The sequence below is a fragment of the Rhizobium vallis genome, assembly GCF_003985155.1.
Classification (GTDB): domain Bacteria; phylum Pseudomonadota; class Alphaproteobacteria; order Rhizobiales; family Rhizobiaceae; genus Rhizobium; species Rhizobium vallis.
Genome location: NZ_ML133687.1, coordinates 99841 through 117176 on the forward strand (window position 1 = coordinate 99841; position 17336 = coordinate 117176).

18 protein-coding genes are annotated in these 17336 nt (G+C 59.7%); 3 read left to right on the forward strand and 15 right to left on the reverse strand.

Annotated features, from left to right (window positions below; all coding sequences use genetic code 11):
* The first annotated feature begins 58 nt into the window (after positions 1-58).
* Positions 59-1273 carry a 5-aminolevulinate synthase gene (gene hemA, locus EFQ99_RS05750; RefSeq protein WP_126920842.1) on the forward strand — a complete coding sequence of 405 codons (1215 nt, stop codon included), beginning with the start codon at positions 59-61 and terminating at the stop codon, positions 1271-1273.
* A gap of 54 nt (positions 1274-1327) precedes the next feature.
* Here the strand turns inward: hemA and EFQ99_RS05755 are convergent, their stop codons facing one another.
* Positions 1328-1546 (reverse strand): hypothetical protein, encoded by a 219-nt coding sequence (locus EFQ99_RS05755; RefSeq protein WP_126919707.1) that lies wholly within the window; start codon positions 1544-1546, stop codon positions 1328-1330.
* A gap of 126 nt (positions 1547-1672) precedes the next feature.
* Here EFQ99_RS05755 and EFQ99_RS05760 point away from each other — a divergent pair, with 126 nt between their 5' ends.
* Entirely contained in the window at positions 1673-2230 is a 558-nt protein-coding gene (locus EFQ99_RS05760; RefSeq protein WP_126919709.1) for a threonine transporter RhtB, read from the forward strand.
* 104 nt (positions 2231-2334) lie between these two features.
* Here EFQ99_RS05760 and EFQ99_RS05765 read toward each other — a convergent pair whose 3' ends face one another.
* The 12 genes from EFQ99_RS05765 to EFQ99_RS05820 form a co-directional block, all read right to left on the reverse strand.
* Positions 2335-2748, reverse strand: a complete 414-nt coding sequence (locus tag EFQ99_RS05765; protein ID WP_164736337.1) for a curlin — start codon at positions 2746-2748, stop codon at positions 2335-2337.
* Positions 2749-2921: 173 nt separating this feature from the next.
* Positions 2922-3320, reverse strand: coding sequence for a curli-like amyloid fiber formation chaperone CsgH (gene csgH / locus EFQ99_RS05770; RefSeq protein ID WP_126919711.1), 399 nt, complete (start codon positions 3318-3320; stop codon positions 2922-2924).
* 62 nt (positions 3321-3382) lie between these two features.
* Complete coding sequence (locus tag EFQ99_RS05775; protein WP_126919713.1) at positions 3383-3820, reverse strand: curlin; 438 nt, start codon at positions 3818-3820, stop codon at positions 3383-3385.
* Positions 3821-4071: 251 nt separating this feature from the next.
* Positions 4072-5451 (reverse strand): aspartate aminotransferase family protein, encoded by a 1380-nt coding sequence (locus tag EFQ99_RS05780; RefSeq protein WP_126919715.1) that lies wholly within the window; start codon positions 5449-5451, stop codon positions 4072-4074.
* Between the two features lie 37 nt (positions 5452-5488).
* Positions 5489-5620, reverse strand: coding sequence for a capsid protein (locus EFQ99_RS05785; RefSeq protein ID WP_245441445.1), 132 nt, complete (start codon positions 5618-5620; stop codon positions 5489-5491).
* Positions 5617-6975, reverse strand: coding sequence for a glutamine synthetase family protein (locus tag EFQ99_RS05790; protein ID WP_126919717.1), 1359 nt, complete (start codon positions 6973-6975; stop codon positions 5617-5619). Before EFQ99_RS05790 ends, EFQ99_RS05785 begins: the two co-directional genes overlap by 4 nt.
* 149 nt (positions 6976-7124) lie before the next feature.
* Positions 7125-8558 carry an aldehyde dehydrogenase family protein gene (locus EFQ99_RS05795; RefSeq protein ID WP_126920845.1) on the reverse strand — a complete coding sequence of 478 codons (1434 nt, stop codon included), beginning with the start codon at positions 8556-8558 and terminating at the stop codon, positions 7125-7127.
* Between the two features lie 50 nt (positions 8559-8608).
* Positions 8609-10282 carry an amidohydrolase gene (locus tag EFQ99_RS05800; protein WP_126919719.1) on the reverse strand — a complete coding sequence of 558 codons (1674 nt, stop codon included), beginning with the start codon at positions 10280-10282 and terminating at the stop codon, positions 8609-8611.
* An 83-nt stretch (positions 10283-10365) separates the two neighbouring features.
* Complete coding sequence (locus tag EFQ99_RS05805) at positions 10366-11388, reverse strand: extracellular solute-binding protein (protein WP_126919721.1); 1023 nt, start codon at positions 11386-11388, stop codon at positions 10366-10368.
* A 38-nt stretch (positions 11389-11426) separates the two neighbouring features.
* Positions 11427-12251, reverse strand: coding sequence for an ABC transporter permease (locus EFQ99_RS05810; protein ID WP_126919723.1), 825 nt, complete (start codon positions 12249-12251; stop codon positions 11427-11429).
* Positions 12244-13146 carry an ABC transporter permease gene (locus EFQ99_RS05815; protein ID WP_126919725.1) on the reverse strand — a complete coding sequence of 301 codons (903 nt, stop codon included), beginning with the start codon at positions 13144-13146 and terminating at the stop codon, positions 12244-12246. Before EFQ99_RS05815 ends, EFQ99_RS05810 begins: the two co-directional genes overlap by 8 nt.
* A gap of 2 nt (positions 13147-13148) precedes the next feature.
* Positions 13149-14249, reverse strand: coding sequence for an ABC transporter ATP-binding protein (locus EFQ99_RS05820; protein ID WP_126919727.1), 1101 nt, complete (start codon positions 14247-14249; stop codon positions 13149-13151).
* Positions 14250-14635: 386 nt separating this feature from the next.
* Between EFQ99_RS05820 and EFQ99_RS05825 the strand changes: the two genes are divergently transcribed.
* Positions 14636-15295: a TetR/AcrR family transcriptional regulator gene (locus EFQ99_RS05825; protein ID WP_126919729.1), complete on the forward strand. Its 660-nt coding sequence runs from the start codon at positions 14636-14638 to the stop codon at positions 15293-15295.
* 85 nt (positions 15296-15380) lie between these two features.
* Here EFQ99_RS05825 and EFQ99_RS05830 read toward each other — a convergent pair whose 3' ends face one another.
* Both EFQ99_RS05830 and EFQ99_RS05835 read right to left on the reverse strand, forming a co-directional pair.
* Positions 15381-16127 carry a ribonuclease activity regulator RraA gene (locus EFQ99_RS05830; protein WP_126919731.1) on the reverse strand — a complete coding sequence of 249 codons (747 nt, stop codon included), beginning with the start codon at positions 16125-16127 and terminating at the stop codon, positions 15381-15383.
* Positions 16128-16148: 21 nt separating this feature from the next.
* Positions 16149-17312 carry a mandelate racemase/muconate lactonizing enzyme family protein gene (locus EFQ99_RS05835; RefSeq protein WP_126919733.1) on the reverse strand — a complete coding sequence of 388 codons (1164 nt, stop codon included), beginning with the start codon at positions 17310-17312 and terminating at the stop codon, positions 16149-16151.
* Positions 17313-17336: the final 24 nt, after the last annotated feature.

Sequence of the window (17336 nt, forward strand, 5' to 3'; positions counted from 1 at the left end):
ATCAATTACGCGGACGGCGACCCCGATGTATCGCTTGGGCATGCAGCAGGAGCATATGATGGATTTCGAAGCATTTTTCAAAAACGAGCTGGACGGGCTTCGTGTCGAGGGCCGTTACCGCGTTTTTGCCGATCTCGAACGTCACCGCGGCAACTTCCCGCGTGCGACGCGCCATACGGCCGATGGTGAAAAGGAAGTCACGGTCTGGTGCTCCAACGACTATCTCGGCATGGGTCAGAACCCGAAAGTGATCGAGGCGATGAAGAACGCCATCGATCACTGTGGCGCGGGTGCGGGAGGCACCCGGAATATTTCTGGCACCAACCACCATCACGTCATGCTCGAGCGTGAACTCGCCGATCTGCATGGCAAAGAATCAGCGCTGATCTTCACGTCGGGCTATGTGTCCAACTGGGCCGCACTCGGCACGCTCGGCGTCAGAATTCCCGGCCTCATCATCTTCTCCGATGCGCTGAACCATGCCTCGATGATCGAGGGCATTCGTTATGCCAAGTGCGACAAGGTGATCTGGAAGCACAATGACGTCGCCGATCTCGAAGCCAAGCTCAAGGCCGCCGATCCGAAGGCGCCGAAGCTGATCGCTTTCGAGAGCGTCTATTCGATGGATGGCGATATCGCCCCGATCAAGGAGATCTGCGATCTCGCCGACAAATACGGCGCGATGACCTATCTCGACGAAGTGCATGGCGTCGGCATGTACGGCTCGCGCGGCGGCGGCATTGCCGAGCGCGAAGGGCTGATGGACCGGCTGACGATCATCGAAGGCACGCTCGGCAAGGCTTTCGGGGTGATGGGCGGCTATATCGCTGCTTCGTCAGCGCTTTGCGATTTCATCCGTTCGTTCGCCTCCGGCTTCATCTTCACCACCGCATTGCCGCCGGCGCTTGCCGCTGGTGCGGTCGCCTCGATCCAGCATCTGAAGGTCAGCCAGTTCGAGCGCGCCCGCCATCAGGACCGGGTCCGCAAGCTCAGGGCGCTGCTCGATCAGAACGGCATTCCGCATATGCCCAATCCGAGCCATATCGTGCCGGTGCTGGTCGGCGATGCGGCGAAATGCAAGTGGATCTCCGACCTGCTGCTCGACAATTGCGGCGTCTACGTTCAGCCGATCAACTACCCCACCGTGCCGAAGAAGACCGAGCGGCTGCGCATCACGCCGACACCGCTGCATTCCGATGCCGATATCGCCCATCTGGTCGAGGCCCTGCATTCGCTCTGGTCGCGCTGCGCGCTGGCACGGATGGTTGCCTGAACATAGGCCGGATGGCCCCGACTTTCGACCGTCTTTCGGGATGATCGCGCCCGGCTATTCTGCTTCCAACAGAAGGGCGGTCGCCAGATAACCCATGCCTATCGTGCTGGCGAAGAGGTAGATAAACAGTCCTTGAGCGATGTAATTCTCGATTGTCCCTGCGGCAGATCCGGAGGGCAGAAAATCGTTTTGAAAAACGAAGAAACCCACGGCGCACCCGATTGCGAAGCCCGTGGCCAAACGACTGAGCATAAACCTGATCATGCGAGGCATGGCGACACCTCAAATCTGACCGATTGAACAGACAGACACCGAAAATGTTCCGGCCGGAGGATGATATTTGTCAACGACCGCGCAGGCGGGCCATGCGAAAGGGGAGGGAACTGAAGGACCAGGACCGTGAATCTTCTTCCCTTTGCTGCGGGCGTTTTCGCGCTTCTCATTTTGCCGGGACCGACCAATGCGATATTAGCAATGGCATCTCAGGGCTTGACCGTTCCACGTGCGATCACGCTGCTTTCTACGGTCGTCTTCGCCTATCTTACGGTTGTTCTTCCGACTTCCGGCCTGGCCGGTCCGTTTCTGCGCGCCCATCCTGCGGTCGCGCAAGGCGTCAAACTCGCCTCGGCGACATGGGTATTCTACCTCGCGCTTCGGCTCTGGGGCGTCGGATCTGCTCCTGTCGCGGCTGTGGGAGTGCGGCAGCTTGCGGTAACGACATTGCTGAATCCCAAGGCGCTGATCATCGGACTGACGATGGTTCCCCCAGCGCCGCAGGCATCTGCGATAGCCACCATCGCTACCCTCATATCCGCGGTGCTGGCAGCCTCCTCGATTTGGCTGTCGATAGGCAGGATCGTGTTGGGAGACGAAAAACAGATGCCATTGTTGGCCCGGCGATGCGGTTCGGCAACTCTCGTCGTGTTCTCTGCCGTGCTGACCTTCAGCGCATTCTGATGGACGGTACCTTCGCGAGACCGGTTCGCAGTCTCATGGTGGCAACCCGTCGATCAGGCCCCTGCCGCGAAGTGACATCGGCCTCGGGGCTGGGGTGAACTGCCTTACCAGCCATAGCTGAAGGTAGCGCCGCTGCCGTTATCGCCATCTTGCACCACGTCGGTTTCTGTATTTCGCCCATACTGGAAAATGCCATAGGCATTGTTGCTGCCATTCTGCCGCAAGGTTGCAGAATGACCACTGCCGCGCTGCCGGATGAAGCCGAGATTGCTATGGCCAGCCTGGGCGATGCCGGCCGCATTACCTCGGCCCAGTTGCCGGATGTCGGCGTCTTTCAGGCCGCGATAAAGCGAATAGGCGCGCAGTCCGGTTGAGAAAAGATCCGCATCCTCGGCATTGCCCGGCGCGAGGTTGAACGAGATCCGGCCGCCGGCATAGGCGGGTACAGACAAGGCTGCTTGCCCAAGGCTCCCGGTAAGAAGAGCGATGGTAAGGATCTTAAACACATTGCGGGTCATTCCGATCTCCATTTGCCGGCTGCCTTGGCCGATGATCAACCTTCGCATCTTTCAGCTGAACCCAGTCGGAATTGCCCGTTCAGTTGTTGTTCAGTCGTTTCAGCCTGATTGAAAGCAAAAGGGCGCCTGAAGCTGGCGCCCTTTCGGAGGGATTTGCGAAGTGTGGAGGCCGTTCAGTTACCACCGACCTGCTTCGCGCAGCTGAAACTCTTGCCCGCGATCACGACATCCAGTGTCGCCTTGTATTTCGCTCCCTTGGTGTCGAGCGAGACGGAGCTGAGAATCGCCGAATGTCCCGCTGTGGCATCAAAGTCACCACTCTGGTTGATCGTGGAGCTTCCAGCGTCTCCCGATTTCTCGACATGGAAGGTGTAAGTCCCGCCGACATGCGTGTCGGCGTGGACCAGCGCATCCAGTCTCACCATACCTGCTCCGGGAGTTGCTTTGATTTCGCAAAGCTGCGTCTCGTCAGACTGGTTGGCAGTCTTCATGGCCGCAACCGCACCGACGGGAAGCAGGACCAGCGCAAGAATGAACATCAGGCGGCGTGGATGTTTGACGCTATTTGGCATGGGTCATCTCCCCTAACGGTCTGCTGCTGCGATCTTGACCTTTCAGGTCATCGCGCAGCTGCTTACGGGCAAGCCTGGACGAACGCCGCGACATTGCCGTTGCCGCCCTGGCTGACATTGGCGCTGCAACCACGACCGACCTGGACGCCGGCTGCGATGTTGCCATTGCCGTCCTGAGTAAGGATGGTCGTGTGGTTGGAGCCAAACTGCCCGATGCCGGCTACGTTGCGGTCGCCGTGCTGATAGGTGGCACCGTAGTTGTCATTGCCTTCCTGACCGACAGCCGAAAGGTTATGGCGACCGTATTGGCGGCCGACGATTCGGTTGTAGCCTCCGTTCTGATAGGTCCTGATCCGGTTTGCGTACCCTTCCTGCGCGCCACCGGCAGAGTTCGACCAGCCATATTGTTCGATGCGCACATCGTTGGCCATGGCGGGGGCTGCGGCGGTGAGGCCAACCAGAGCGACGAGTGCGGTTGCAATGAAAGATGAGCGGATCATGAACTGTGTCTCCTCAAGCGGATAGGACCGCGGTTGAACGACTTTCTTCTAGACGCTCTCGTTGGAACGGATGCTGAAGGCATCATTCAGTCGGGGTTCATTCGCAGAATTCCGCGCCCCGCCTCCTTGCGATTAAACCGGGTTTCCTGACGGCATTGTTGCGCTGGCGGAAGGGCCTTGTTGTCCACTGCTCGCTAGAAAACTGGCGATGGGCATGGCCCCTTGCGCCTCCGCAACGGGCCATGCCGCATTCACTTTCCGCTAAGATCGTCGAGAGCAAGATCGAGCGCAGTTCCAAGCCGATCCATGGCGAGGTCGATCGTCTCGCGAGTCCAGATCAGCGGCGGAGACATGATGATCGTATCACCCGTCGCGCGAACCATGAGGCCGTTTGCGATCGCATGATCCCTGACCTTTGTTGCTGCATGCCCGCTCGGTTCGAACCGCAGCCGTGACGCCTTGTCGCGCACGATCTCCACGGCACCCATCAGACCGACCGAGCGGGTTTCTCCGACAAGCGGGTGACCGCTGAGCTTCTGGTAGAGCTGCTCAGAAAGGTAGGGGCCAGTATCGTCGCGTACGCGGTTGATCAGCGCTTCGCGGTCGATGATGTCCAGGTTGGCGAGCGCCACCGCGCAACAGACCGGATGTCCGGAATACGTATAGCCGTGATAGAACTCTCCACCCTTTTCCACCAGCGTCGATGCGATGCGGTCGCCCACCAGAAGCGCCGAGAGCGGCTGGTAGCCCGATGTCAACGCCTTGGCTGTCGTAATCGTGTCGGGCGTGATGCCGAACGTCTTGGCGGCAAACCACTCGCCCGTCCTGCCATAGGCGGTAATGACCTCGTCGAGCATCAAGAGGACGTCGTACTGGCGGCAGATGCGCTGCACCTCGGGCCAATAGCTCGCCGGCGGGATGCGGACACCGCCAGCACCCATAATCGGTTCGCCGATGAAGGCCGCAACCTTGTCAGGACCGGCTGCAAGGATTGCTTCCTCAATCGCACGCGCGGCACGCAGGCCGAAGGCCTCGTCGCTTTCGTTGGGTTCGGCACCCTCGAAAGCGTAAGGCGCGATGACATGCACGATATTTGGAACTGCACCTCCGAGCTGCTTATGCATCGGCTTCATACCGCCGAGCGAGGCGCCGGCGATGGTCGAGCCGTGATAGGCATTCTCACGCGAGATGACGATATTCTTCTCCGGCTTGCCTTCCAGCGCCCAATAATGACGGACGAGCCGGAGCGCCGTATCATTGGATTCCGAGCCCGATGAACCGAAGAAGACCTGGTTGATATTGTCGGGTGCGAGTTCGACGAGCCGTGCAGCGAGCTTCACGGATGCCGGAACCGTGCATTTGAAGAAGGAATTGTAGTAAGGCAACTCGCGAATTTGCGCTGCTGCGGCATCGGCAAGCTCATGCCGGCCATAGCCGATATTGACGCACCAGAGCCCGGCCATAGCGTCGAGGATCTCGTTGCCCTCGCTGTCATAGACGAAGGGGCCATCACCTCGTACGACTATCCGGGAGCCGGCCGCACGCAGTTCCTTGTGGTCGGTGAAGGGATGGAGATGATGGGCGGCATCGAGTTGCTGAAGCCGCGAATAGTCCTTGCTGGAAATGTTCATGAGGATGTCCTTGTGTCTGATCGTTGCATTGCAAGGTTCAGACGGACGTGTGCGGCGAATAGCCGATGCGGGCACAGAGCAGAAGAAGCTCGGCATGCAGCGTGCGTAAGGAGGGCGTGGAGGCGAAGTGGCGCGGATCGGCGGTGAATCTCGCGAGCATGGTCGTCATACCGTCCTGATATAGGCGTCGTACTCAACATCGGTGACGCGGAGCGAAAATTCAGACAGTTCCTGCAGCTTGCAACTGGCATAGAGCGACCGGAAAGCCGGTCCGAAAGCGCTGTAGGTGAAGCCGGATTTGGCAAAGCGCTGCAGGGAATAGTCCCAATTGGTCGGCAGCGGCTCGTGGTCGACCGCATGGTCATCGCCGGTGATCTCGCCACCGGGGCTCATTTTGGCGTTCATGCCCATCAGCGCCGCATCGAGGATCAGGGCCAGAACGAGATAGGGATTGCTATCGGCGCCCGCGACGCGATGCTCGATGCGGGTTGCAGGCTTGCTTGCCGTGATCACGCGGACTGCTGCTGAACGGTTATCATAGCCCCAGGACGCATAGGTCGGGGCGTGCTCGCTTGGTCGCACGCGTCGGTAGGAGTTCGCATGCGGCGCGAATACGGCCATGCTGTCACCCATATTCTGCAAAAGCCCGCCCACTGAATATAAAAGGGTTTCCGCTGGTTGATCGCCGCCGACAAAAATATTGCGTCCCTGCTCGTCCAAAATCGAGAAATGCACATGCATGCCACTGCCGGCTTGGGTGCCATATGGCTTGGCCATGAAGGTGGCGTCGAGATCATGCTTGCGCGCCACGCCCTTGACGATGCGTTTCAGCAGCACGGCATAGTCGGCAGCCTTCAGGGCATCAGGTACATGATTGAGGTTGATCTCGTACTGGCCGGGACCATTCTCGCGAAGAGTGGTATCCGTCGGCACGGCCTGGGCGCGGCAGGTCGCGGAAATCTCATGGAACACATCCTCGAAATCCTGCAATTCCGCGATCGACAAGACCTGGGTCTGACCCGTATGCCAACGGCCCTCGCGCGTATTGGGTGGGCGGACGGGATCGAGCGCCGAGCGCACCGGGTCGATGAGATAGAATTCGAGCTCGGTTGCGACGACCGGCGTGAGGCCCCGTTTCCGGTAGCGTTCAAGAACGGCCGCCAGGACCTGGCGCGGGTCTCCGTAAAAGTCGGTCCCATCAGTATTGCGCATGGAGAGAAGCACCTGCGCTGTCGGCCTTTTCAGCCAGCTGACGCGGGCGAGCGACCCCTGAACGGGAAAGCACATTCCATCCGGATCCCCCGTCCCCTCGGCAAGACCTGCCGTATTGACGTCCCGGCCCCAGATATCGAGGGCGTAGACGGAGCGCGGAATCGCCATGCCCTTCGTCAGCACGTCGACGGCGCGTTCCCGTGGGATCCATTTACCCCTCGGGACGCCATTGACATCGATCACGAAGGCCTCGAGCACTTCGATATCGGGGTTATTGCGAAAAAATTCTACGGCTTCGTGTTCGTCAATCATGATCCACCAGGATCCTCAAAATCGCTGCATCACTTGCAGAAAACGCATGCGGGTCCGCCGGCGTCGCGGGGCACCCACGCTCCGTTCATCGATTGGGCGGCGGCGGGTGGTCGCGGCGGCTCCAGGCCATTTCGGTGAAACGAACGAAGTCAGGCGCCATAGCCGATAACGCCTTTTATCTCGAGAAAATCGTCCAGCCCGAACTCTGCATATTCGCGGCCGTTACCGGATTGCTTGAAGCCACCGAAAGGCGCGCCGGTATCCCAGTCAGGATAATTGATGTGGACATTGCCGACGCGCAGGCGACGGGATAGGCGGCGGGCGCGTTCGAGATCGCCGGACTGGATATAGGCAGCCAGCCCGTAGGGGGTGTCATTGGCAATCTCCACAGCGCGATCCTCATGGGAATATCCGATGATGCAAAGCACCGGCCCGAATATTTCTTCCCGTGCGACAGTCATGCCGGGCATCACGCGCCCGAAGATCGTGGGCCGGACGAAATAGCCTTCACTCAATCCCTCCGGACGGCCCGGACCGCCGGCCACGAGAACCGCTCCCTCGTCGAGACCCGTCCGGATCAGGGTCTGGATCTTGTCGAACTGGATTTTACTGATGACGGGCCCGAGATCCACCTCAGCCTGGTCTGCAGGGCCAACGGTCAGGTGTTTGACCGCCTGCCGCGCGTATTCCATGGCCTCATCCATCCGATCCGCTGGCACCAGCATGCGGGTGGGAGCGTTGCAGGACTGCCCTGAATTATCGAAACATTCGTGAACGCCTTGCTGCACTGCCGCTTTGAGATCAGCGTCGTCGAGAATGATGTTGGCGGACTTCCCGCCGAGTTCCTGGTGAACACGCTTGACCGTATCGGCCGCCGCCTTGGCAACGAGGACACCGGCTCGTGTCGAGCCGGTGATGGAGACCATGTCGACGTCGGGGTGACGCGCCAGTGCCTCTCCAACGGTCGGCCCGTCGCCATTGATCATGTTGAACACCCCTGCGGGAACGCCGGCCTCATGCATGATTTCCGCGAAGATCATGGCGCTGATCGGCGCGATCTCACTCGGCTTCAAAACCATGCTGCACCCCGCTGCCAAAGCCGGCGCGACCTTGCACGCTATCTGGTTGAGAGGCCAGTTCCACGGAGTGATCATTGCGACAACGCCGACCGGCTCCTTTGCGATCAGCGTCGAGCCCTTCAACCTCTCGAAGGAATAATGTTTGATCGTATCGATCATCGTGCGCAGATGGGCGGCGCCGCTTCCAACCTGGTTGGCTCGCGCCATGCCGATCGGTGCTCCCATTTCATGGGAAATCGCTTGCGCCAGATCCTCGGTACGCTTCTCATAGGCTGCCAACACGCCCTCGAGCAGTTCCTGCCGCTCCCGCGGCGTGGTCATGGAGAAGGACGTGAACGCGGCGCGCGCGGCAGCGACGGCCCTGTCGACATCGCCGGGGCCGCCCATCGAGATCCGTGCGAAAGCTTGCGCCGTGGACGGATCGATCACGTCCATCGTGCCTGTTGCAAGCGGTGTGACCCAACCGCCGCCAATGTAGAACTGCAGGTAATCGTTGAAGGGCATGGTCTTGACCGAAAAGATGGAGTTGGAGTCCGGAAGGCCGATCCGCACGATCAGGCCTCGTAGGTGATGCGGCCATCGCAGATCGTCATGATGGGACGCAGCGTTGCGAACTGGTCGAAAGGTACCGCTTCGACGTCGCCGTTCAACACGACGATGTCGGCGAGATAGCCAGGCTTCAGCACACCCTTCCGGTCTTCCATGAATTCGACCCAGGCACTGGTCCGCGTGTAGGCGGCGAGCGTTTCCATGAGCGAAAGGCGCTGGTCAGGCAGCCCCTCTTTCCAGGTCTCGCGGGTCATCGCGCACTGGATGCAGTGCATCGGGTCGAGTGGCGAAACCGGCCAGTCTGTTGCGAAGACGATCTTCACGCCAAGGTCAGCGAGCCTGCGCCATGCGAAGGCGTGCGGCCAGCGTCCTTCACCTATTCGGCTCAAATAGGGTTCGAGCGGCAGGCCGGCGGAGCCGGGTGGATGGGTCGGCTGCATGGAGGCTACGACGCCGAGTTCCGCAAAACGCTGAAAATCGGTTGGAAGCGCCGTCTCTATATGTTCCACGCGATGGCGACTGTCGCGCCGGCCATTGGCTTCCGATGCGGCCTGATAGCCATTCAGGATCATATGCACGGCACCGTCGCCTATGGCGTGCACAGCGACCTGCAGACCGAGGCGATCGGCTTCGGTGACAATCTCGTTGAGATGGTCCTGCGTGAAAAGCGGTTCGCCCCGCCAGCCCGGCTCGTCGGCATAGTCTTCCATGTAGAACGCGGTTCCCGATTCCGCGACCCCATCGGCAAACATCTTGACGAAGTCCGATCGCAACCGATCGCCGTTGAAACGGGCGCGCCAGGATGCAGCCTTTTCCTCGATCTCCGTGAGCGCCATGAAGTTCTTCATGTGAAACGGAACGCGTATCCGAACCGGCAGGCCGCCGTCGCGCTCGATCTCCTCCAGCATTTCAAGTTGATAGAGATTGCCGTCCATGTTCTGGATCGAGGTAATGCCGAGCGAGGCGCAGTAGTCGAGCCCCTTGCGAATGACCGCGATATCGGTCTGCCTTTCCTCCGACGTGACAGAGTCGGGATCTCTGCCGGTCACCACGCCGAGGCTTTCGCGCCCTCCCGTCTGGCTGAGGCGGGCGACTGGGCTGATCGCGTTGGCTTCCTTCAATTCACCGCTGGCGAGGCCGTCTGCTCCCATGACGATCTCGTTGCCGACACCGACGTCGCGGCCCTCCAGAATGCCTGCCGCTTTCAGCGCCGCCGTATTCGCCCAGGCGGTGTGATGATCAGGCGCATACATGAGGAACGGCCGGTCCGGGAGAACCCGGTCGAGATGATGGCGCGTCACCGGTCCGTCCCGGCCGAGAATCGAGTAGTCCGCCTGTTGGGCGACGAGCAATGCCAGGTCCGGCTTGCTTGCAGCATAGGCCCGCACCGTGCGCGCAAATGTCTCGAAGCCCTGCACGCCGAAGAGCGAAAGTTCGGTCAACCCGACCGAGCCGCTGAAAATGTGCATATGGGCTTCGTTGAACCCTGGAAGAACCGTTGCGCCGCGAGCATCGACCAGACGTGTCGCCACGCCCGCCAATTTCAGGATATCGTCATTGGCGCCGATGGTAACAATCCGATTTTGCCGGATCGCAAGCGCCTCAGCTCTCGGCTGGGCATCGTCCATGCTGAGAATTTTTGCATTGTGAATAATGAGGTTGGCGGGTCCTTGCGTCATGTCGTCTTCCAAATTTCGTAGCGAGCGGCCACCAACCGCCGGCTTGGTGCCGGCGGGTGGACACTTGTGGAGGTGGGAGCGAGTTACTTGCGGAGGTTCGTCCAAATCTTGTTGTACATCGTGACGACCTCGGATGGGCACGGCGCCACATATTCTGGCGTGACGCCTTCCGGGCGCTTGATCTCGGGCGCGCCGCTGAAGTCCTGGGCAAGATATTTGTCCGATCCAACGATGCCGTTGTTGTACTTGGCGAAATCGGAGATCAGCGCGGCGTTCTCCGGATCCATGATGAAATTCTGGAAGAGCTTCGCGTTTTCGATATTGGCCGCGCCCTTAAGGATGACGACGTTGTCCATAAAGCCCTCGATCCCTTCCTTGGGATAGGCGAAGACCAGAGAGTTGCGCTGGGCACGTGCGCGAAACGCGGCGCCATTCCAGATCATCGCCGCATCGACGTCCTTGGCGGCGAGTAGCTGGAGCGAGTCGTAGGAAAAGGTGCGCCAGGAAGGTTTTGCCTTGTTCAAGAGCTCGTTGACCGCCTTCAATTGCGCCTTGTCGGAGGTGCAGCGCGGGAATCCGAGATAGCGCTCCGCCGCGTGCATGATCGCCGTCATGTCGTCGAGCATGTTGACACGGCCTTTCAGCTCGGCCGGAGGATCGAAGAGAATGGAGTAGGAGTTGACGTCGCCCTTATAGACTGCCGTATCGACGACAAAGGAAGTCAACCCGAGTTGCCACGGCACGGAATAATGCCGGCCTTTGTCGAAATAGATGTCGACGATCGCCGGGTCCATGTTCTTGAAGTTTGCCATCGAGGCCGGCTCGGTCTTTTCCAGCATGCCCGCCTCGATCATGATCGCAACGGCATAATCACTAGGCACGACGATATCGAAACCGGAGCCGCCGGCTCGAACCTTGGACATCATCGTTTCGTTGGAATCGTAGAAATCCAGAGTGACCTTGACGTCGTAGGTCTTCTCGAATTTTTCGATCAGCTTCGGGTTGGTGTATTCGCCCCAGTTGTAGATATGCAGCTCTCCCGCGGCCAAGGCCGAGGAGGCGGACAGGGCAAATGCTGCAATGGCGAGCCAGGTGGATTTCAGCATGTCACATGTTCCCTTTTTCTGGAGGAGGTGCGCGGGCTTCATTGGCTCCGGCGCTTTGATATCGCGAAGGACAGGATGATGAAGATGAACGAGATCATGAGCAGCAGCGTGCACATGGCATTGATCTCCGGGGTCAGCGACCGCCGGATGCGGGTGTAAATGTAGAGCGGAAGCGTGGTTTCCCCCGGCCCGGCGATCAGCTGCGTAATCGTGAAATCGTCGAAGGAAACGATGAAGGCCAGCGCTGCGCCGGAGGAGATGCCCGGCACGAGCAGTGGCAGGGTTACATAGCGGAATGTCTGCCAGCGTGTGGCGTAGAGATCGGCGGCCGCGCTGTCGAGGGTCTCATCCATGCCTTCCAGTCGAGCCTTGATTGGCAGGTAGGCAAAGGGGATGCAGAAGGTCACATGGGCGATCAATAGTTTGCCGAGGCCTAGATTGATATCGACAAGCGCGGCGAGGGCGGCAAAGAAGGCCAGGAGAGAAATGCCCGTCACGATTTCAGGAACTACCAGAGGCGTGGTGAGGGTAATGAAGGCGGCGGTTTGGCCCCGCCACGGCCTTCCACGTGTCGTGCCCAGGGCGGCAGCCGTGGCCAGGACCGTGGCGATTGCCATGGCGGCGAACGCCAGAACGATGGAGAGAATGGCCGCGTCGTAAAATTCCCGATTTTGCAGGGCCGAGGCGTACCAGTCGATCGTGAAACCTGTCCAGGCTGCTCCGATATTGCTCGCTGCGTTGAACGAGTAGATGGCGATGATCATCAACGGCAGGTAGAGCACCGCGATGCAGATGGCCGCGATGAAGGCAAAGCCGGGTTGCCTTTTGACGTCGGCAGCGCCGTGGGTGAACCCGTTAGCCATGGCTGACCCCCATTGCCTTGCGCGCCTGGATATAAAGCGCCAGCAGGACGAACCCCATCAGAACGGTTGCGAAGGCGGAACCCAGTGGCCAATTCCTGGAAGAGCCGAATTGCAGCGCAATAAGGTCGCCGATCATCATATGGCGGCCGCCGCCGAGCAGAAGCGGCGTTACATAGGCGCCAAAAGTGGGGATGAATACCAGAACGCAGCCGGTAATGATTCCGGGCATGGCAAGAGGAATGATAATCCGCCATAAGACCTGGAAGCGGGAAGCATAGAGATCGAAACCGGCTTCGGCCATCCGGAAGTCGATTTTCTCGAGTGCCGCGTAGATCGGCAGGATCATGAAGGGCAGGAAGCTGTAGATCAGGCCGACTATGACTGCAAAATCGGTGAAGATCATGCCGACCGGCCTGTCAACAAGGCCTACCGATATCAGGGCTGTGTTGATCAGGCCTTCATCGCGGATGATGAACATGATGGCGATCGTCCTGACGAGCAGGTTCGACCAGAAGGGGATGGTGATCAGAAGCACCCATCTGTTGCGCGTATGCGGCGGTCGCGTCGCCATGAAATAGGCCGTCGGAAATCCGATCAGCAAACAGAGTGTCGTCGTGGCTACGCCGAAGGCCAGCGTCCGGACGAAGATGATCAGGTAATCCGGCGAGAAGGTGAGGGTGTCGTCGAAGATGTCCCTCTGGAACAGCAACGAAATATAGGCGTCGGATGAGAATCGCCCAATCACGCCGCCATATTCCGATGGCTGCATGAGAGAATAGCAAAGCACGGTGATCAGCGGCACCATGCCGAAGAGCAGAATGCAAAGCAGGGCCGGCGTGGTAAGCCATCGTTTATGGCTGATCTGCGCTTCCGCGATATCGAGATCGGCTGCCATGATCAATCCCTCAGCACTTGTGAGGCCCCAGCGGGCAGGATGAGGCCGATCGGGGTATTCGGTTGCGGGATGCCATTGCCGTCCCGGCGGTTCTGCTGGCGGACAACGATTGCCGTTCCATCGGCAAGGCTGGCATGGACGTGAGTGTCCGTGCCGAAATAGACGATTGTGGTGACCGTCGCCGGGATGGAACCCGCCGTATCCGGCGGGGCGATTTCGATATGTTCTGGGCGGATGACGATGGTGGCGGTGCCTTGGCGCGGCGCCGCGTCCGAAAGCCGGGCCGCTACGCGCACGCCGCTCTTGAGCCGTATGGTTCCAACGCCACCATCAACGGCCTGAAGGTCGCCCTCAAGAAAGTTGGTTTCGCCGATGAAGCCTGCCACGAACCTGTCGGCCGGATGCTCGTATATATCCCGGGAACAGCCGACCTGCAGGACCTTGCCGGCATTCATGACCGCAATGCGGTCGGACATCGTCAACGCTTCTTCCTGGTCGTGCGTAACGAAGATGAAGGTGATGCCTGTCTCGGACTGGAGACGTTTGAGCTCGATCTGCATCGATTGTCGCAGCTTGAGATCGAGCGCGGAGAGCGGCTCGTCCAGCAGCAGGATTTGCGGACGGGGCGCCAGGGCACGGGCGAGCGCCACGCGCTGCTGCTGACCGCCCGAAAGCTGGGTCACACGCCGGTCGCCGCGCCCTTCGAGCCGCACCAGGCGCAGCATCTCGTCCACCGTTGCAACGATTTCGGATTTCGGCCTGCCCAGCATCTTCAGTCCGAAAGCGATATTCTCGGCAACCGTCATATGCGGAAACAGTGCGTAGTTCTGAAAGACTGTGTTGATCGGCCTGTGGTTGGGCGGAAGATGCGAAATATCCTTTGCACCGAGAAGAATGCTGCCGGCGGTGGGGGTCTCGAAACCAGCCATCAACCTAAGAAGGGTCGTCTTGCCGCATCCCGAGGGGCCAAGCAGCGTGAAGAATTCGTTGGGCTGAATCTGCAGGGTCACATTTTCAACGGCCCTGAAGGTCCCGAAATCCTTGACGATGCCGAGCATATCGACGGCACTTCCGGATCTGGCCTGCGATTGTAGTTCGCTCATCTGATTCCCAGCTTCAGTTCGTAATCATTGCGGCGAATTGGCATGCGCACGCAGCCCCTCGCGCAGAAGGTCCGCGGCTCGGCGCCGGAAGGTCCAGGGTCATATGGAGGTGCAATAGCTGGCACCGCCGCGGGAAATCCGCCGCGCGATGCGGCCTCCTATGACCACATATGAGATTGCGTAGGGCAGGCGGCAGAATGCGGGCCGACCGGGTTCGGCCGGAAGTCCGAATGCTGCATCGCTGCCATCGCTCTCAGGTGCAAAACCTCATGATCCGCTTGATATCCATCGTTCCCATTCTTGTTTTTATGTTTGTCAATGCATGCACTGTATGTCACAAATAACTTGTGTCAATAAAATATTTTATTGCATAAAAAAGGTGAAGCATGGAGAAGACGCTGGTTGAGGACAAACCGCCGGGGCTGCGTTCGCGGCAAAAAACTCAGCGACGGGACGCCATCCTCACAACCGCCAAACGGTTGTTCGAACAGAACGGTATCGAGAACACGACGATGGCCGCGATTGCCGCGGATGTCGGCGTTTCGACGCCGACGGTCTTCAACTATTTCGGCACGCGGGACGAACTCCTGCTGGCCATCATTCTCGACGGCCACGTTCGAGCGGTTGAGAGCAACAGACGCATTCCCATGCGAAGCGGCAAGGGGTTGGCGGCAGACCTGACCGATCTGCTGACACGCTTCACAAAATACTCGATGGAGATCTTCAACAAGCCGGTCTGGCGATATGCCGACTCCGCGGCCATTCGCCAGCCGAAATCGGAGTTCGTTCAGCGTTATGCGCAGATCGACGAGGTGTTGAGGGAGGAAATCGAGAACGTCCTGAGGGATCAACCGAGCGAGACGCGTCGGGGAGGCGGCTTTGATACCGCCGCGCTGGCGGCCATCATCTACAATCATTGGAATGCGCACTATATCGCCTTCATCAAGGACGATGACATGAGCATGGAAGCCCATCTGGGAGCGCTCTCACCGCAGATAAGGGAATTACTCAGTCTTGTCTTTGCCGATGAGCATCCGGACGCATGAGTTGGTGAGGGCGAAACGCTGGAGTTAAGCGCCGTGGGCCAAGCGAATCTGAAAGATCGCGACGCGCTTTAGGGTAATCCGTTGCCTAGGTCGTTCCCAAGTGGTTCGCTTTGCGCCACTCCTCGTACTCTCCGCGGGCATCGTCATGAAGCGGATAGTAGCGCTGCAGCGACCCGCCCTCCATAAGCTTCGCCCGCGAAAACTCCTCCCAATCGTGATGCTTTTGCGCCTCGTCGATTACCTTCGAGGCCATAGCGACCGGAAGCACCACCACCCCGTCATCGTCGGCGACGATGACGTCTCCGGGCATGACCGTGACACCTCCGCAGGCAATCGGCACGTTGACGGCGTTTGGATAGATGCTGGTCTGGACATGGTAGTTGGGCGTCCAGCCGCGCAACCAGAGGGCGAGATCGAGCTTTTCGACATTGGGCCGATCGCGCATGCACCCATCAATCACGATGCCAGCGCCGCCTCTGCCTTTGAAATAGGTCGACATCATATCGCCGAAGACACCAGAACTCATATCGCCGCGCGCGTCGACCACGACCACATCTCCCTCCTGCACGTGATAAAGCACGTGCCGGTGCAACTGCGTCTCCGGATCTGCATATTCCCCCTCGTTGAAAAGGTCCGGACGCTGAGGCAGGAACTGAAGCGTCAGCGCCGGGCCCACGATCGACTTCCCGCGGCTCTGCGATACCGGGCCGACCATATGCGGATTGCGGAAGCCCATGTGGCCGAGCGTACCGGCAATGGTCGCGGCGCCGATCTCCTCCAACGCGTCGATCAGCTCTTTGGGCGGTCGCGTAATGTCGGACGTATGGGTCATTTTAAGCTCCGGTGGATGAAACTACCAGTTTGTGACAGAACCGTCGCGGCGCTTCAGGTGAGGCGCTTCCCAGAAACGAAAGCTCTCCGCCTTGACCGCCTCTTCGTTGACCTCGACGCCGAGCCCCGGCAGGTCGCTCACCGGATAGTCGGGGCCGTCGAGCCGTGGTTGCACGGGGAAGAAGTCGGAATTGTCGAAGCCGAGCTTTGCTTCAGGCGCCCTGGTCTCGAGCCAGGCGAAATTCGGGACCGCGGCGGCGAGATGGATGGTCGCGGCCGTGCAGACTGGACCAAGGGGATTGTGTGGCATCAGATCCACATAGTGCGCCTCGCTCCAACCAGCGACCTTCATCGCTTCGGTGAGCCCGCCAACGTTGCAGACATCGAGCCGGTTGAACTGATGGATGCCACGCTCGATATAGGGCAGGAACTGCCACTTGCTGGCAAATTCCTCGCCGATGGCAAAGGGGATGTAGGTCATCCCCCGCAGGGATTCGTAGGCCTCGGGTGTCTCGTCTCGTATCGGCTCCTCGAGGAAATCAAGCACGCCGCGGCCGAGCTTGTTGCAGAAGCTCGCCGCCTCTGCCACCGACAGCCGATGGTGATAGTCGATGCCGAGGACGACATCGTCGCCGAGCGCCTCGCGCGCCTTGTTCAGCATACGTGCGGTAGCGCCTATCGACTCTCGTGGCTCAAAGATGTCCTTGCTGCTTTGCCCGATGGGGAAGAAGCGGATCGCCTGCCACCCCTGTGCACGGAGTTCGTGGGCTCGTTCGATGGCAACATCGCCCTCGGCCTCGTCGCCCGTCGAGGCGAAGGTCGGGATGCGGTCGCGCTGCTTGCCACCCAGCAGTTCGTAGGCCGGCACGCCCAGCGCCTTGCCCTTGATGTCGTGAAGGGCAATGTCGATGGCGGAAATCGCCGCCTGCAGAACGCGCCCGCCTTCGAAGTATTGGCTGCGATAAATTTCCTGCCAGATCCGACCAATCTGCATCGGGTCGCGACCGATGAGAAACTCGCGATAGTGCTCGATCGCGCCGGTCACCGCCTTCTCGCGGCCGCTCAAGCCGCTCTCCCCCCAGCCGAAGATGCCGTTGTCGGTCTCTACCTTGACCAGCATCTGGTTGCGCGTTCCTACCCATACTGGATAGGGCTTGATCGCCGTGATTTTAAGCTTCGCAGTCATCAACGCCCTCGTTTCGCACGCATC

Bases quoted from the DNA above. Each gene is read 5' to 3' on its own strand.
- hemA (WP_126920842.1), top strand. From the start codon at position 59: ATGGATTTCGAAGCATTTTTCAAAAACGAGCTGGACGGGCTTCGTGTC.
- EFQ99_RS05755 (WP_126919707.1), bottom strand. From the start codon at position 1,546: ATGCCTCGCATGATCAGGTTTATGCTCAGTCGTTTGGCCACGGGCTTC.
- EFQ99_RS05765 (WP_164736337.1), bottom strand. From the start codon at position 2,748: ATGACCCGCAATGTGTTTAAGATCCTTACCATCGCTCTTCTTACCGGG.
- csgH (WP_126919711.1), bottom strand. From the start codon at position 3,320: ATGCCAAATAGCGTCAAACATCCACGCCGCCTGATGTTCATTCTTGCG.
- EFQ99_RS05775 (WP_126919713.1), bottom strand. From the start codon at position 3,820: ATGATCCGCTCATCTTTCATTGCAACCGCACTCGTCGCTCTGGTTGGC.
- EFQ99_RS05780 (WP_126919715.1), bottom strand. From the start codon at position 5,451: ATGAACATTTCCAGCAAGGACTATTCGCGGCTTCAGCAACTCGATGCC.
- EFQ99_RS05785 (WP_245441445.1), bottom strand. From the start codon at position 5,620: ATGACGACCATGCTCGCGAGATTCACCGCCGATCCGCGCCACTTCGCC.
- EFQ99_RS05790 (WP_126919717.1), bottom strand. From the start codon at position 6,975: ATGATTGACGAACACGAAGCCGTAGAATTTTTTCGCAATAACCCCGAT.
- EFQ99_RS05795 (WP_126920845.1), bottom strand. From the start codon at position 8,558: ATGCCCTTCAACGATTACCTGCAGTTCTACATTGGCGGCGGTTGGGTC.
- EFQ99_RS05800 (WP_126919719.1), bottom strand. From the start codon at position 10,282: ATGACGCAAGGACCCGCCAACCTCATTATTCACAATGCAAAAATTCTC.
- EFQ99_RS05805 (WP_126919721.1), bottom strand. From the start codon at position 11,388: ATGCTGAAATCCACCTGGCTCGCCATTGCAGCATTTGCCCTGTCCGCC.
- EFQ99_RS05810 (WP_126919723.1), bottom strand. From the start codon at position 12,251: ATGGCTAACGGGTTCACCCACGGCGCTGCCGACGTCAAAAGGCAACCC.
- EFQ99_RS05815 (WP_126919725.1), bottom strand. From the start codon at position 13,146: ATGGCAGCCGATCTCGATATCGCGGAAGCGCAGATCAGCCATAAACGA.
- EFQ99_RS05820 (WP_126919727.1), bottom strand. From the start codon at position 14,249: ATGAGCGAACTACAATCGCAGGCCAGATCCGGAAGTGCCGTCGATATG.
- EFQ99_RS05825 (WP_126919729.1), top strand. From the start codon at position 14,636: ATGGAGAAGACGCTGGTTGAGGACAAACCGCCGGGGCTGCGTTCGCGG.
- EFQ99_RS05830 (WP_126919731.1), bottom strand. From the start codon at position 16,127: ATGACCCATACGTCCGACATTACGCGACCGCCCAAAGAGCTGATCGAC.
- EFQ99_RS05835 (WP_126919733.1), bottom strand. From the start codon at position 17,312: ATGACTGCGAAGCTTAAAATCACGGCGATCAAGCCCTATCCAGTATGG.